At 73.1% G+C, this 13882-nt stretch carries 7 protein-coding genes and 2 pseudogenes; 6 read left to right on the top strand and 3 right to left on the bottom strand.

Annotated features, from left to right (window positions below):
* Window positions 1-59 precede the first annotated feature (59 nt).
* The 3 genes from ACN28C_RS28505 to ACN28C_RS28495 all read left to right on the top strand — a co-directional run bounded on the left by ACN28C_RS28505 (window position 60) and on the right by ACN28C_RS28495 (window position 3449).
* Window positions 60-893 (top strand): carbohydrate ABC transporter permease, encoded by an 834-nt coding sequence (locus tag ACN28C_RS28505; protein WP_422774838.1) that lies wholly within the window; start codon window positions 60-62, stop codon window positions 891-893.
* Window positions 890-2323, top strand: coding sequence for a GH1 family beta-glucosidase (locus ACN28C_RS28500; protein ID WP_422770597.1), 1434 nt, complete (start codon window positions 890-892; stop codon window positions 2321-2323). The genes ACN28C_RS28505 and ACN28C_RS28500 overlap by 4 nt, the downstream gene beginning before the upstream one ends.
* Before the next feature lie 82 nt (window positions 2324-2405).
* Window positions 2406-3449: a LacI family DNA-binding transcriptional regulator gene (locus ACN28C_RS28495; RefSeq protein ID WP_422770596.1), complete on the top strand. Its 1044-nt coding sequence runs from the start codon at window positions 2406-2408 to the stop codon at window positions 3447-3449.
* 25 nt (window positions 3450-3474) lie between these two features.
* Here the strand turns inward: ACN28C_RS28495 and ACN28C_RS28490 are convergent, their stop codons facing one another.
* Both ACN28C_RS28490 and ACN28C_RS28485 read right to left on the bottom strand, forming a co-directional pair.
* A complete protein-coding gene (locus tag ACN28C_RS28490; RefSeq protein WP_422770595.1) occupies window positions 3475-4722 on the bottom strand; it encodes an acyl-CoA dehydrogenase family protein in 1248 nt (415 codons plus the stop codon).
* A gap of 184 nt (window positions 4723-4906) precedes the next feature.
* Window positions 4907-6010, bottom strand: a pseudogene (locus ACN28C_RS28485) (phosphotransferase family protein); the annotation flags it as partial.
* 309 nt (window positions 6011-6319) lie between these two features.
* On the opposite strand from ACN28C_RS28485, the pseudogene ACN28C_RS28480 reads away from it, so the two are divergent.
* Window positions 6320-7027: pseudogene (locus ACN28C_RS28480) on the top strand (amino acid-binding protein); the annotation flags it as partial.
* Between the two features lie 455 nt (window positions 7028-7482).
* Window positions 7483-8586 (top strand): GNAT family N-acetyltransferase, encoded by a 1104-nt coding sequence (locus ACN28C_RS28475; RefSeq protein ID WP_422770594.1) that lies wholly within the window; start codon window positions 7483-7485, stop codon window positions 8584-8586.
* Window positions 8587-8755: 169 nt separating this feature from the next.
* Here ACN28C_RS28475 and ACN28C_RS28470 read toward each other — a convergent pair whose 3' ends face one another.
* Window positions 8756-10327, bottom strand: a complete 1572-nt coding sequence (locus ACN28C_RS28470; RefSeq protein WP_422770593.1) for an aldehyde dehydrogenase family protein — start codon at window positions 10325-10327, stop codon at window positions 8756-8758.
* A gap of 795 nt (window positions 10328-11122) precedes the next feature.
* Here ACN28C_RS28470 and ACN28C_RS28465 point away from each other — a divergent pair.
* The gene (locus tag ACN28C_RS28465) at window positions 11123-13702 is read left to right on the top strand and encodes a glycoside hydrolase family 9 protein (RefSeq protein WP_422774837.1); all 2580 of its coding nucleotides are present in this window, start codon (window positions 11123-11125) and stop codon (window positions 13700-13702) included.
* The last annotated feature ends 180 nt before the right edge of the window (window positions 13703-13882 follow it).

Genomic DNA, 13882 nt, shown 5'->3' with positions numbered 1-13882 from the left:
TGCAGACCCTGCCCCGGACGGTCGCACCGGCACCGCCCGCCCGCCGCCGTCGCCGCGGCATGCCCGGCGCCCGGCTCTGGCAGGCCAGCCCGTTGACCTACCTCGCGCTGGTCATCGGCTGCGTACTCTCGATCTTTCCGATCCTCTGGTCGTTCATCATCGCCTCCCGGGACAACAGCGCGGTCTACGAGATGCCGCCGACCCCGGGCGGGCAGCTCTTCAGCAACATCGACCGGATGCTCGCCAACGAGGACGCCGCGTTCATCTACGGCCTGGTCAACTCGTTCGTGGTCTCGACGGTGGTCACCATCTCGGTGATCTTCTTCTCCACGCTGGCCGGCTTCGCCTTCGCGAAGCTGCGCTTCCGGGGCAGGAACGCCCTGCTACTGGTGATCATCCTCACCATGATGGTCCCGACCCAGCTCGGCATCATCCCGCTCTACCTGATGATGGTGGAGCTGGGCTGGACCGGCACCCTCCAGGCGGTCATCGTGCCATTCCTGGTGCAGGGCTTCGGGGTCTTCATGATGCGCCAGTACGCGATGGGTGCGGTCAGCGACGAGCTGATCGAGGCGGCCAGGCTCGACGGCTGCTCCACCTGGCGGGTCTACTGGAACGTCGTGCTGCCGGCGCTGCGCCCGGCCGCGGCAGTACTCGGCCTGCTGACCTTCATGCAGACCTGGAACGAGTTCCTCTGGCCCTTCGTCGTGCTCACTCCCGACACGCCGACCGTGCAGTACTCGTTGAAGATCCTTTCGTCCGGCCCGTACCAGACGGATTATGTAGCCCTGTTCGCCGGCACCGCGCTGGCGACCCTGCCGCTGCTGATCGTGTTCATCATCTTCGGCCGCCAGATCATCGGCGGCATCATGGAAGGCGCCGTCAAGTCGTGAGCAACCCTGCGAGCCCACACTCCACCCAACTGCTCGAGCAGGGCGAAGGCGTGGCCTTCCCGCCCGGCTTCGTCTGGGGCGCGGCCACCGCGGCATACCAGATCGAGGGGGCGGTGCACGAGGGCGGTCGAAGCGCATCGATCTGGGACACCTTCAGTCACACCCCGGGCAGGGTCCTGCAGGGGCACACCGGCGACGTCGCCTGCGACCACTACCACCGGTATCGCGACGACGTGAAGCTGATGGCCGAGCTGGGGCTGGAGGCGTACCGGCTGTCGGTGGCGTGGCCCCGCATCCAGCCCGACGGGCACGGGCCGGGCAACCCCGCCGGGTTGGACTTCTACCGGTCCCTGGTCGACGAGCTGCTGGAGCACGGCATCGAGCCGTGGATCACCCTCTACCACTGGGACCTGCCGCAGGCGATCGAGGACGCCGGCGGCTGGCCGAACCGGGACACCGCCGCCCGGTTCGCCGAGTATGCGGAGCTGACCGTCGCCGCCCTCGGCGACCGGGTCCGGCACTGGATCACCCTGAACGAGCCGTGGTGCTCCGCCTTCCTCGGCTACGGCTCCGGGGTGCACGCACCCGGCCGTACCAATCCGGGCGAGGCGGTTCGGGCGGCGCACCACCTGATGCTCGGACACGGCCTGGCCACCCGGGCCATCCGGGCGGCCAGGCCCGACGCCGAGGTCGGGGTCACCCTCAACCTGTACGCGGTCTCCCCGCAGACCCCCTCGGAGGGTGACGCGGACGCGGCGCGCCGGATCGACGGGCTGGCCAACCGGATCTTCCTGGACCCGGTGCTGCGGGGCAGCTACCCGGCGGACGTGGTCGCCGACCTCGCGCCGGTGAGCGACTTCGGCCACGTCCAGGACGGTGACCTGGAGACCATCGCCACCCCGATGTCGTTCCTCGGCATCAACTACTACAGCCGGCACGTGGTCGCGGCTCCGATCGAGGGTGTCGAGCCGGAGCCGTACTGGCGGGCCCAGTCGAGCTGGCCCGGCAGCGAGCAGGTCCGGTTCGTCACCCGTGGGGTGCCGGTGACCGACATGAACTGGGAGATCGACGCGCCCGGGCTCACCGAGACCCTGGAGCGGGTGCACCGGGACTACCCCGAGCTTCCGCTCTACATCACCGAGAACGGCTCCGCCTTCGTCGACGAGGTGGTGGACGGCCGGGTCGACGACACCGGCCGGCGGGACTACTTCGACGCACACCTGCGGGCCTGCCTGTCCGCGATCGCCTCCGGTGTGCCGCTCCGGGGCTATTTCGCCTGGTCGCTGCTTGACAACTACGAGTGGGCGTGGGGCTACACCAAGCGCTTCGGCATGATCTACGTCGACTACGAGAGCCAGCGCCGGATTCCCAAGGCGAGCGCCCGCTGGTACGCCGACGTGATCCGACGTAACGGTTTGGCCGCACAATAGGCGTGGTCAAGCAGTATTGGGGGTGTCCGGCGCCGACCCGCACGCGGTCGGCGCCGGACACCCGACGTCGGAGGGACAGACGATGACAACCCAGCGCACCCGCTCGCTCGGGCGGCCCACCCTGGATGCGGTCGCCGCCCGCGCCGGAGTGGGGCGAGGCACGGTGTCCCGCGTCGTCAACGGCTCGCCCCAGGTGAGTCCGGAGGCCCGGGCGGCGGTGCAGCGCGCCATCGCCGAACTGGGCTACGTGCCCAACCGGGCGGCCCGGGCCCTGGTCACCCAGCGGACCGACTCGGTGGCCCTGGTGGTCTCCGAGTCGGAGGAGCGGGTCTTCGGCGAGCCGTTCTTCGCCGGCATCGTGCGGGGGATCAGCTCCGCGCTGCTGGAGACCCCGATGCAGCTCTGGCTGGCGATGGCGCAGTCACCGGCCGAGCGGGAGCGGGTCGAGCACCACCTGACCAATCAGCACGTGGACGGCGTACTCCTGCTCTCGCTGCACGACGCCGACCCGCTGCCGACCCTGCTGGAGCAGCGCGGGCTGCCGACCGTGCTCGGCGGGCGGCCGGCCCGGATGCTCGGCAACCCGGCGGGGGCGTACTTCGTCGACGTGGACAACGCAGGTGGCGCCCGGCAGGCCGTGGAGCACCTCGTCGGCCAGGGCCGCAAGCGGGTGGCGACGATCGCCGGCCCGCAGGACATGGGCGTCGGCGTCGCCCGGCTGACCGGCTACCAGGACGCGGTACGCGACAGCGGCGGGTACGTCAGCGACGGCATGATCGCGTACGGCGACTTCAGCGAGACCAGCGGCGCGGCGGCGATGCGGCGGCTGCTGGACAGCTGCCCGGAGCTGGACGCGGTCTTCGTCGCCTCCGACCTGATGGCCTGCGGCGCGCTGCGGGCGCTCCGGGAGGCGGGCCGGCGGATCCCGGAGGACGTCGCGGTGGTCGGCTTCGAGGACGCCCCGATCGCCCGGCAGACCGAGCCGCCGCTGACCACTGTCTTCCAGCCGATGGAGGAGATGGGCCGGCAGATGGCCCGGCTGCTCGTCTCGCGGATCCGCCGGGAGGAGCGGGAGGTGCCCTACGTGCTGCTCGACACCCACCTGGTGCACCGCACCTCCGCCTGAGGCCCGCCCCGTCCGCACGCGGCGTTCAGTCGCCCGTCCAACGCCGCAGCTCACGTCGGGCCAGCGCGGCCCGATGCACCTCGTCCGGGCCGTCCGCCAGACGCAGGGTCCGGGCCCCGGCCCAGAGCGCGGCGAGCGGGGTGTCCTGGCTGACGCCGGCCCCGCCGTACGCCTGGATCGCCTTGTCGAGCACCCACTCGGCCATCGCCGGAGTCACGATCTTGATCGCCTGGATCTCGGCGTGCGCGCCCCGGTTGCCGACCGTGTCCATCAGCCAGGCCGTCTTCAGCACCAGCAGCCGGGCCTGCTCGATCCGGACCCGGGACTCGGCGATCCAGTCCTGCACCACGCCCTGCTCGGCCAGGGGCCTGCCGAAGGCGACCCGGTCGGCGACGCGCCGGCAGAGGAGTTCGAGGGCGCGCTCGGCCATCCCGACCAGGCGCATGCAGTGGTGGATCCGGCCCGGACCGAGCCGGGCCTGCGCGATGGCGAAGCCGTCACCGGGCGCGCCGATCAGGTGGTCCGCCGGCACCCGTACGTCGTCGAAACTCACCTCGGCGTGGCCACCGTGCGCCCCGTCCGAGTAGCCGAAGACGGTCAGCCCCCGGTGCACCGTCACCCCCGGGGTGTCCCGGGGCACCAGCACCATGCTCTGCTGCCGGTGCCGGGGCGCATCCGGGTCGGTCTTGCCCATCACGACGAAGATCCCGCAGCGCGGATCCATCGCCCCGGTCGACCACCACTTCCGTCCGGTGATCACGTAGTCGTCGCCGTCGGCGACGATCCGGGTGGCGATGTTCGTCGCGTCCGAGGAGGCGACCTCCGGCTCGGTCATGCAGAACGCCGAGCGCAGCTCGCCGTCGAGCAGCGGGCGCAGCCAGCGCTCCCGTTGGGCCGGGCTGCCGAAGTCGACGAGCAGCTCCATGTTGCCGGTGTCCGGGGCGGCGCAGTTGAGCGCCTCCGGCGCCAGGTGCGGGCTGCGTCCGGTCAGCTCGGCCAGCGGGGCGTACTGGAGGTTGGTGAGCCCGGCACCGTACTCCGGATCCGGCAGGAAGAGGTTCCACAGGCCGCGCCGGCGGGCCTCGGCCTTGAGCTCGTCGAGGATGGGCGGCCGGCTCCACGGCCCGGCGCCGGTCGCCGGGTCGGGCGGAGCCTGCGCGGCGGCGGCGACCTGCTCGGCGAAGACCGCCTCGGCCGGCAGGATCCGGTCGGTCAGGAAGTCGTGCAACGCCTCGTGCAGCTCGGCGGTGCGCGCGTCGAAGCCGAAGTCCATCGGTGCTCCTCGGTAGTCCGGCCGGGTCGGCACCCGTCGGGCGGGTCGCTGGCCGTCGGGCCGGTCGGTGGTGTTGAGGCAGGTCGGGGGCGTTGGGGCAGGTCGGGGGGCGTTGGGGCCGGTCGGTGGTGTTGAGGCCGGTCGGCACCCGTCGGGTCCGTGGCACCCGTCGGGTCGGGTCAGGTCAGTGCCGGCCGAGCGCGGCCAGGCCCTGCGCGACCAGTGGGTCGACGAGAGCGCCGATCCGGTCGAACCCCTCGCCGACGGTCTGCCCGAGGGTGTGCCGATAGTGGATGCCCTCGCAGATGACGGCGAGCTTGAAGCAGCCGAGCGCCACGTGCCAGTCCAGCGGGCCGACGTCGACATCGCTGCGCTCGGCGTACCGGTCGATCAGTTCGGCGGCGGCCGGGAAGCCGGCCCGCGGCCCGAGCCCGTCGGCGACCGGGTTGCCGGCCGCCGCGTCGGAGTCGCCGAGCACCTCCCAGTAGGTCACCAGCAGGCCGAGGTCGGCGAGCGGATCGCCGAGGGTGGCCATCTCCCAGTCGAGTACCGCCCGGACCCCCACCGCCTCCGCCTCCGCCTCCGCCTCCGGCCCGGATCCCGGTGTGCCCGCGGCCGCGCGGCATGAGATGGTCGTGGTGGTGTCGCCCTGGCACCCGGCGACCAGGTTGTCCAGCCGGTAGTCGCCGTGCACGATCCGCCCGGCGTTCGCGCCCTCCGGCGCGGTCGCGGCGAGCCGGTCGCGCAGCTCGTCGATGCCGGGCAGCGGCCGGCTGCGGGACCGGTCGAGCTGCCCGCCCCAGCGGCGGACCTGCCGGGCCAGGAAGCCCTCCGGCCGGCCGAAGTCGGCCAGGCCGACGGCCGCGGGGTCCACGCCGTGCAGCGTCGCCAGCACATCCATCATCGCCAGGGCGAGCTGCCGGCGCTGGGCCGGCGTCAGCGCGTCGGTCTGGCTGCGGTTGCGGTAGACCACCCCGGGGACGCGTTCCATCAGGTAGAACGGCGCTCCGAGGACCGCCTCGTCGGCGCAGTGCAGCAGGGTGGTGGGCGCCGGCACCCCGGTCGGGGCCAGCGCCGAGATCACCCGGAACTCCCGGCCCATGTCGTGCGCGGTGGCCAGCACGTGCCCCAGCGGCGGGCGACGGAGCACGAACTCGTGCTCTCCGGCGCGGACCAGGTAGGTGAGGTTGGAGCGGCCACCGGCGAAGAGCTCCGCCCGGAGCGGGCCGGTCAGCAGCTCGGGCCGGTGCGCCGCGAGATGCTCGGTCAGCCGGTCGAGGTCGAGCCCGGACGGTGACCTGGCGGGGGGTTCCGGCCGGACGGCGGTGGCCGGCGGATCGGTCATCCGGACAGTTGATGGCATCTGGGCCGTCCAGTCAAGCCCCGCCGGCCCGCTGCGGCACGGTCGCCCGTCCGCGAGACGCGGATCGGCCCGCCGGCTGACGCGGGGGACGGTGAGCACCCTGCGTCTTCTGGGTGAACACGGGTCGTTGCTGCCGGGACATGCCACGGCAACAGGGGCGAAATGGTCATAGGGCAGCCTGGTTGACAGCTCGCCGGCGGAACGCGCGCCGGTCCGCCGACGGAGGGGACGGACATGTTGCTGAGGGTTCGGGTGACCCTGCCGGATCGACCCGGAACGCTCGGTCAGGTCGCTCGTACGCTGGGCGTCGCAGGTGCCGACATCGTTCAGGTCGTGGTGCTGGAGCGGCTGGGCGGCCGGGCCGTGGACGATTTCACGGTGGTCTGGCCCGGCGCATCCCGGGTCGACCGGCTCTGCGCCGGCCTCGGTGCCATCCCGGGGGTACGGGTCAACGGCATGTGGCGGGCGATCGGCGCGCCGAACGGCGGCGGGCAGGACGCGGAGCTGCTCGCCCAGATCGCCGCGAACCCGACGGACGGGCTGGCCACGCTGGTCGACGCGGTACCCGGCCTGCTCGCCGCCGACTGGGCCGCCGCGGCCGTGGTGCCGGCGGACTGGGCGGCCCGCACCGGCATGGGCGCGGGAACGGTCCGCGGCAGCGGCGCGCCGGCGGTGGCGTACGCGAGCTGGCGGGCGCCGAGCCCGCTCCACCTTCCCGAGGTGACCCCGTTGCGGGCCCGGTCGTTGAACGGCCCGGCGGGGACCCACTACGCGGTCGCCCCGTTCGGCCGGGCCGGGCTGGTGCTGATGCTGGCCCGGGTCGACGGCGACGGGCTGACGGCGGCCGGCTTCCACGTCACCGAGGTGGATCGGATCGCCCAACTGGTCCGGGCGGCCGCCACCATCCTCGGTGACCGGCTCGACCTGGTCAGCGCGCCACCGGCGGCGCCGGAGCAGGTCGACGCAGCGGAGGCGGCGCCCCCGCCGGCCGCACCGGCCGCGCCAACGCCCGGTCCGGGTGGCGCGGCGGGGATGACGGCGATGACCTCCGGATCCGCCGTGGCGCCGGTCCGCCCCGCCGCGGCCGCTCCGGCGGTCGGGCGGCTGCCGGCCATCACGGGCCGACACGGCTGAACGTTACAGCGGCACGACTGAGCGTTATGGCCAGGGCGGCTGAACGGTCACGAGGCGGGGCGGCTGAACGGTCACGAGGCGGGGCGGCTGAACGGTCACGAGGCGGGGCGGCTGAACGGTCACGAGGCGGGGCGGCTGAACGGTCACGAGGCGGGGCGGCTGAACGGTCACGAGGCGGGGCGGCTGAGTGAGCGTGACCTGTCACGGCAGAGCAACCGACGGGTAACAGCGAGCGGGCAGGCTGGATCCGGGAAGGAGTGCAGATGACACTGTGGCGGATCAGAGCGACGGTGGCCGACCGGCCGGGATTCCTCTCCGTACTCACGGCGAGTCTCGCGCTGCGCGGCGTCAACATCCTCACCGTGCAGGTGCACACCACCGAGGCGGGGGCGGTCGACGACTTCCTGGTCGACGCGCCGGCCGAGTTGACCGCCGATGACCTGGTCGCGGCGGTGGAACGCGGACGCGGCCGGAACTGCTGGGTGACCCGCAGCGAGGCGCAGGGGCTGGCCGACCAGCCGACCCGGGTGCTCGGCCTGGCGAGCCGGCTGGTCCGGGACCCGGATGCCCTCGGTGAGTCGCTGCGCAGCCTGCTCAGCGCCGACTCCGTCACCTGGCGGCCGGTCTCCGGCGCGCCGGGGCCGGAGCACGGTGCCGGGGCGATGCGGCTGCCCGACCCGCACGGCGGTTGCTTCGAGGTGTTCCGGGCCGCCCCGAGCTTCACCCCGGCCGAGTACGCCCGCGCCCAGGCGCTGGTGGATCTGGCCGGCGCGGCCGTGCGGCAGGCCGCCGAGCGGGTGACGCTGGTGCTCCCCGACGGTGCCGAGTTGGCCGTTCGCCCGGCGACCCCCGACGACCTGCCCGGTGTGGCGGCGATGCACGCACGCTGCTCGGCGCGGAGCCTGCACCGGCGTTACCCGGCGCTGGGGCGGCCGACGGCCGACCGGCTGCGCCGGCTGCTGTCCCCGGCGCAGGGGGTCACGCTGCTGGCGCTGAGCGACGAGACCGGGGGCGGCCGGCCCGAGCAGGTGGTGGCGACGGCGACGCTTACCGCCGAGGGTCTGCTCGCCGAGCTGGCCCTGCTGGTGGAGGACGGCTGGCAGCGCCGTGGCCTCGGCGGTGCGCTGCTGCGCCGGCTCGTCTCGTACGGCACCCGGGCCGGCTACGCCGCGCTGCTGGCGCACACCTCCGCCGACAACGTGGCGATGCTGCGGATCCTGGACCGGATGTACCGGCCGGGCGCTGTCGACCGCGACGGCAACCTGGTGACCCTGACGATGCCGCTGGCCGACCCGCGGGTCACGTCGCGGCAGCGTGGTCTGCCGACGCCCGCCACCGAGACTCCCGCCGCCGTCGCCGAGGCGTAGCGGCGCGGGCAGAGACCCAGCGGCCCGGTCCTGGTTCGGGACCGGGCCGCCGGAACCGCCTGACTGGGGCGAGATGGGGTCCCTCCGGTAGGACGGCCGGAGGGACCCCTTTCCGGCTCGGCCCGCCGTCGCGCGCGGTCGGGCGGGTCAGCCCGGGTAGCCGGGCGGGTCAGGTCGCCGGGTAGCTGTTGTAGTCGGGGAAGTTGCCGTACAGGCGCGGGGCCGAGGGGCTGACGGTGACCGCATGCACCAGCAGGTCGCCGCCGACGAAGGCGCCCTTCCAGGAGGCGCCCCGGCCGCCGAAGGGCTCCGCCCGGTCGCCCCGCGAGCGGGGGCGGTTGATGCCGACCTTGAAGGCCTGGAGGTCGACCGCGAGCTTGGCAGCCTCTTCCTCGTCGTCGCAGGCGAGGCTGGCCACCAGCGCGCCGTTGCTGGCGTTCATCGCCGCCAGCAGCTCGTCGGGGGTGTCCACCACCACGATGGTGTCGACCGGGCCGAACGGCTCGGCGTGCATCAGCCGGGACCGGCCCGGCGGCGCCAGCAGCACCGACGGCGCCACGTACGCCGAGGTGTCCTGCCCGGGGAGAAAGGGCGCACGGTCCAGTTTGCCCCGGTAGAGCGGTACGGCACCGCCCCGGACCGCCTCCTCGACCTTGCGGCGCAACTCGTCGGCCTTTGCGGCGCTGATCAGCGGGCCGAAGTCGAGTTCGGGCAGTGGATCACCCTGGGACCAGTCCTCGTCGACGGCGAGCGGGTGCCCGAACCGGACCGACCGGACCACCGGCAGGTACGTGTCGAGGAACTGGTCGACCAGGTCCCGCTGCACCACGAAGCGCGGGTACGCGGTACAGCGCTGCTTACCGTACTCGAAGCCCTTCTTCAGGTGCGCGGCGAGGCTCTCCCATTGGGAGAAGTCCCAGATGCCCCAGGCGTTCAGCCCTTCCTGTTCGATCATGTGCCGCTTGTCGGTGTCGAGCAGGGCGGCTGCCACCTTGCCGCCGTTGGAGCGACCGCCGACGAAGGCCACTGCACCGATCTCCGGCGCCCGGACCAGCACCTCGGAGAGTTCCTCGCCGCCGCCGCTGAGCAGGGTGGCGGGCAGCCCGGCGCGGCGCATCAGCGCGTGCGCGACGGTGAGGCAGACCGCACCGCCCTGCGACGGGGTCTTGGCGATCACCGCGTTGCCGGCGAGCAGCTGCACCAGTTCGGCGTGGACCAGCACGCTCATCGGGTAGTTCCAGCTCGCGATGTTGCTGACCGGGCCGGCCAGCGGCTCGCGGCCGTCGGCGAGCATCCGGTCGATCTCCTCGACGTACCACCGGACGCCGTCCAGGGCCCGGTCGACGTCGGCGCAGGCCAGCCGCCAGGGCTTGCCGATCTCCCAGACCAGCAGCAGGGCCAGCAGGTCGCGGTGCCGGCTCAGCTCGTCGAGCGCGTCGCCGACCCGGACCTTCCGCGCGGCCAGCGGGAGGTCGGCCCAGTCGCGGTGCTGCTCGGTGGCGAACCCGACGGCGGCCCTGGCCGCGTCCGCGTCCACCCGGGCCAGGTTGACCAGCACGGTGTTGTCCACCGGGGTACGCACCGGGGTGGGCGTGCCGACCGACTGCCAGGCGCCGGTCATCAGGTTGCGCAGGGTGACGGTCCCGCCGGGACCGTCGAGATCGAAGGCTTCGGGGGTGGCCTGCACCGCGCGGGCCAGAATCTCCGGCCAGGCGGTGCCGTCGGCAAGGCGCAGTGCCATCGCTGTCTCCCAGAGGTTGGCGGCCGCTGCGGCGCCGGTGTCCGAGGCTCGAGCGGCCGGGAACGAGCAGCGTGCGGCGGCGTCGATGGCACCGCTGAGCTGGGCGTACTGTCTCCCGGCCCGTTCGGCGGCGGCAACCGTACGCTCGTATCCCAGGACGTCCGTTCCGCCAGTTGCCCCCGCGATGCCGGCTACTGACTCGTCACTCACTGCTCCGAGCTGGGCAGATGCGGGAAGGTGATCGATGGCGGTAGATGGTGTGAGTCGCGTCAACCTAGCGGAAAGGCGTTCCTCGAGGTGATCCGTCGTGCCCGCTCCCGCCCGGCGGTCCCGCCGTCGCCGGTTTGGGTCCTTCACAAACCGGCAATGGCGCAGTTACATTGTTGGCTATCCATGGGAGCGCTCCCGGGGCTCCGATGGATCAGATCCGCAGACCACCGAGAGCAGCGCCAGCGCCAACGCACCGCAGACCGCAGTAGCCCCCGCACCCGCGTCGTGCCCCGCGCAGGGAGAGGGGCGGATGCGCCCACATCCGCCCCTCGTGTCCTCCGCTACGCGTCGCCGCGCGCGGCTCCACGGACAGGAGCAATTCTAGTGCGCGACCGCAGCACCCCGGCCCGGCCGAACGGGCAACGTCCCCGGCCCGGTCCCCGGCCGAAACCAGGCGCCCGGCAACGCCTCAACGGCCGGCAGCGACCCGACGGCCGGCAGCGGCCCGACCGCGGCCAGCGGCCGGGCCGCTGGTACCTCCGGGCGGTGACCGCCGGTACCTCGGCACTGACCGCCGCCGCACTGATGCTCACCAACCTCACCCCGGCCACCGCAGCGCCACCCGCCGCAGCGCCGGCGGCAGTCACCGCGGCGGCCCCATGGGCAGCCGGCGCGGCCCCCGGAGCCGGATCGGCGCCGGCCCCGGTCGCCGCGCCGGCCTTCAACTACGCCGAGGCGCTGCAGAAGTCGCTCTTCTTCTACGAGGCGCAGCAGTCCGGCCCGCTGCCCGCCTGGAACCGGGTCTCCTGGCGAGGCGACTCCGCGCTGACCGACGGCTCCGGCGTCGGGCTGGATCTCACCGGCGGTTGGTACGACGCCGGTGACCACGTCAAGTTCGGCTTCCCGATGGCGTTCAGCGCCACCATGCTGGCCTGGGGCGCCGTCGAGTACCGCAGCGGCTACCAGGCGTCCGGTCAGCTCCCGCACCTGCTCGACAACCTGCGCTTCGTCAACGACTACTTCATCAGGGCGCACCCGTCCGCCAACGTGCTCTACGGGCAGGTCGGCAAGGGCGACGACGACCACAAGTGGTGGGGGCCGGCCGAGGTGCTGCCGATGGCGCGGCCGGCGTACCGGATCGACGCGAGCTGTGGCGGCTCGGACCTGGCCGGCGAGACGGCGGCGGCGATGGCCGCCTCCTCGATGGTCTTCCGGCCCACCGACCCGGCCTACGCCGACCGGCTGCTCACGCACGCCCGCCAGCTCTACACCTTCGCCGACACCGTCCGCCGGGCCTACCACGAGTGCATCACCGACGCGACGAACTTCTACCGGTCCTGGAGCGGCTATCAGGACGAACTGGTCTGGGCCGCGATCTGGCTGCACCGGGCCACCGGCGAGGCGAGCTACCTGACGAAGGCGGAGACCGAGTACGACCGGCTCGGCACCGAACCACAGCAGAGCAACCGGCTCTACAAGTGGACGGTGGCCTGGGACAACAAGCAGTTCGGCGCGTACGTGCTGCTGGCCAACCTGACCGGGAAGCAGAAGTACGTCGACGACGCCAACCGCTGGCTCGACTACTGGACCGTCGGCGTCAACGGCGAGAAGGTGCGCACCTCGCCGGGCGGAATGGCGGTGCTGGACACCTGGGGGGCGCTGCGCTACGCCGCCAACACCGCGTTCGCGGCCCTGGTCTACAGCGATCGGACCACCGACGCGACCCGGAAGGCCCGCTACCACGACTTCGCCGTGCGGCAGATCGACTACGCCCTCGGCGACAACCCGCGCAACTCCAGCTACCTGATCGGCTTCGGTGCCAACCCGCCGCGCAACCCGCACCACCGCACCGCGCACGGCTCCTGGTGGGACAGCATGCAGGTGCCGGAGGCGACCCGGCACACCCTCTACGGCGCGCTGGTCGGCGGGCCGTCCGCGCCGAACGACGCCTACACCGACAGCCGGAGCGACTACGTGATGAACGAGGTCGCCACCGACTACAACGCCGGGCTCACCTCCGCGCTGGCCCGGCTCGTCTCCGAGTACGGCGGCACGCCGCTGCCGAGCTTCCCACCGGCCGAGTCGCCGGACATCGACGAGATCACCGTGGAGACCACGGTGATGCAGGCCGAGCCGAGGGCCACCGGCATCAAGGCGATCGTCTACAACAGGTCCGCCTTCCCGGCCCGGGCGCTGACCGATTCCTCGTTCCGGTACTACTTCCGGCCCGAGGGGAGCGGCCCGATCCAGGTGACCAGCTCCTACACCCAGGGTTGCCCGGCGCCGACCGCCGCCCGGCAGCTCTCCGGCGACATCTGGTACGTCGAGGTCGACTGCTCCGGCCACACCATCGCCCCGGCCGGGCAGTCGGCGCACCGGATGGAGGTGCAGTTCAAGATCGGGGTGCCCGAGGGGGGCACCTGGGATCCGAGCAACGACCCGTCGTACCAGACCACCGCCGGGCCGAACCCGAAGGTGACCCTCTACGAGGACGGCACGCTGATCTGGGGTACCGCACCGGCGGCGTCGGAGCCGCCGGACCCGTCCGAACCCGACACCACCGCGCCGAGCGCGCCCGGCACCCCGACCGCCTCGGCGGTGACCGCGACCGGAGCCACCCTGAGCTGGACCGCGTCGACCGACGACGTCGGGGTCACCGGTTACCGGGTCTACCGGGGGGCCGGCGCGACGGACGTGCTGCTCGGCACGGTGACCGGCACGACGTACCCGGTCACCGGGTTGACGGCCGGCACCGCGTACCAGTTCTACGTGGTGGCGGTGGACGCGGCCGGCAACGTCTCGGCGGCGTCGGCCCCGGTCTCGCTGACCACCCCGACCGCGCCGGCCGGCGGCTGCCGGATCGGCTGGACCGGCAACGACTGGAGCACCGGGTTCAGTGGCACCGTCACGATCACCAACACCGGCAGCGGCACCATCGACGGCTGGACCCTCGCCTTCGCCCTGACCGCCGGGCAGCGGATCACCCAGGTCTGGTCGGCCACCGTGAGCCAGTCCGGCACGGCGGTGACCGCGACCAACGTGGGCTACAACGGGACGCTCGCCCCGGGCGCCTCGACCAGCTTCGGCTTCAACGGTACGCACACCGGCAGCAACCCCCGGCCAACGTCGTTCACGCTCAACGGCGTGGCCTGCGCGACCGGCTGACCCGTCCCTTGGCCGGTCCCCGGCGGGGCCGTCGGGCAGTACCCCAGCAGGCTGCCCGGCGGCCCCGACCCGGTGCGCGACCCACCCCGGCGGTGTGCCGCTCCGTCCCTCCGGCGGTGTGCCGCTCCGTCCCTCCGGCAGTGTGCCGGTACCCTCCGGCGGTGTGCCGGTGCGTCCGCC

This window comes from Plantactinospora sp. WMMC1484, from assembly GCF_049315195.1.
Taxonomy (GTDB): domain Bacteria; phylum Actinomycetota; class Actinomycetes; order Mycobacteriales; family Micromonosporaceae; genus Plantactinospora.
The sequence above is the reverse complement of the archived record's forward strand: the minus strand, read 5'-3'. Positions and strand labels throughout refer to the sequence as shown.

Coding starts and splice junctions, on each gene's coding strand:
- ACN28C_RS28495 (WP_422770596.1), top strand. CDS start 2,406: ATGACAACCCAGCGCACCCGCTCGCTCGGGCGGCCCACCCTGGATGCG.
- ACN28C_RS28475 (WP_422770594.1), top strand. CDS start 7,483: ATGACACTGTGGCGGATCAGAGCGACGGTGGCCGACCGGCCGGGATTC.
- ACN28C_RS28465 (WP_422774837.1), top strand. CDS start 11,123: ATGCTCACCAACCTCACCCCGGCCACCGCAGCGCCACCCGCCGCAGCG.
- ACN28C_RS28470 (WP_422770593.1), bottom strand. CDS start 10,327: ATGGCACTGCGCCTTGCCGACGGCACCGCCTGGCCGGAGATTCTGGCC.
- ACN28C_RS28505 (WP_422774838.1), top strand. CDS start 60: ATGCCCGGCGCCCGGCTCTGGCAGGCCAGCCCGTTGACCTACCTCGCG.
- ACN28C_RS28490 (WP_422770595.1), bottom strand. CDS start 4,722: ATGGACTTCGGCTTCGACGCGCGCACCGCCGAGCTGCACGAGGCGTTG.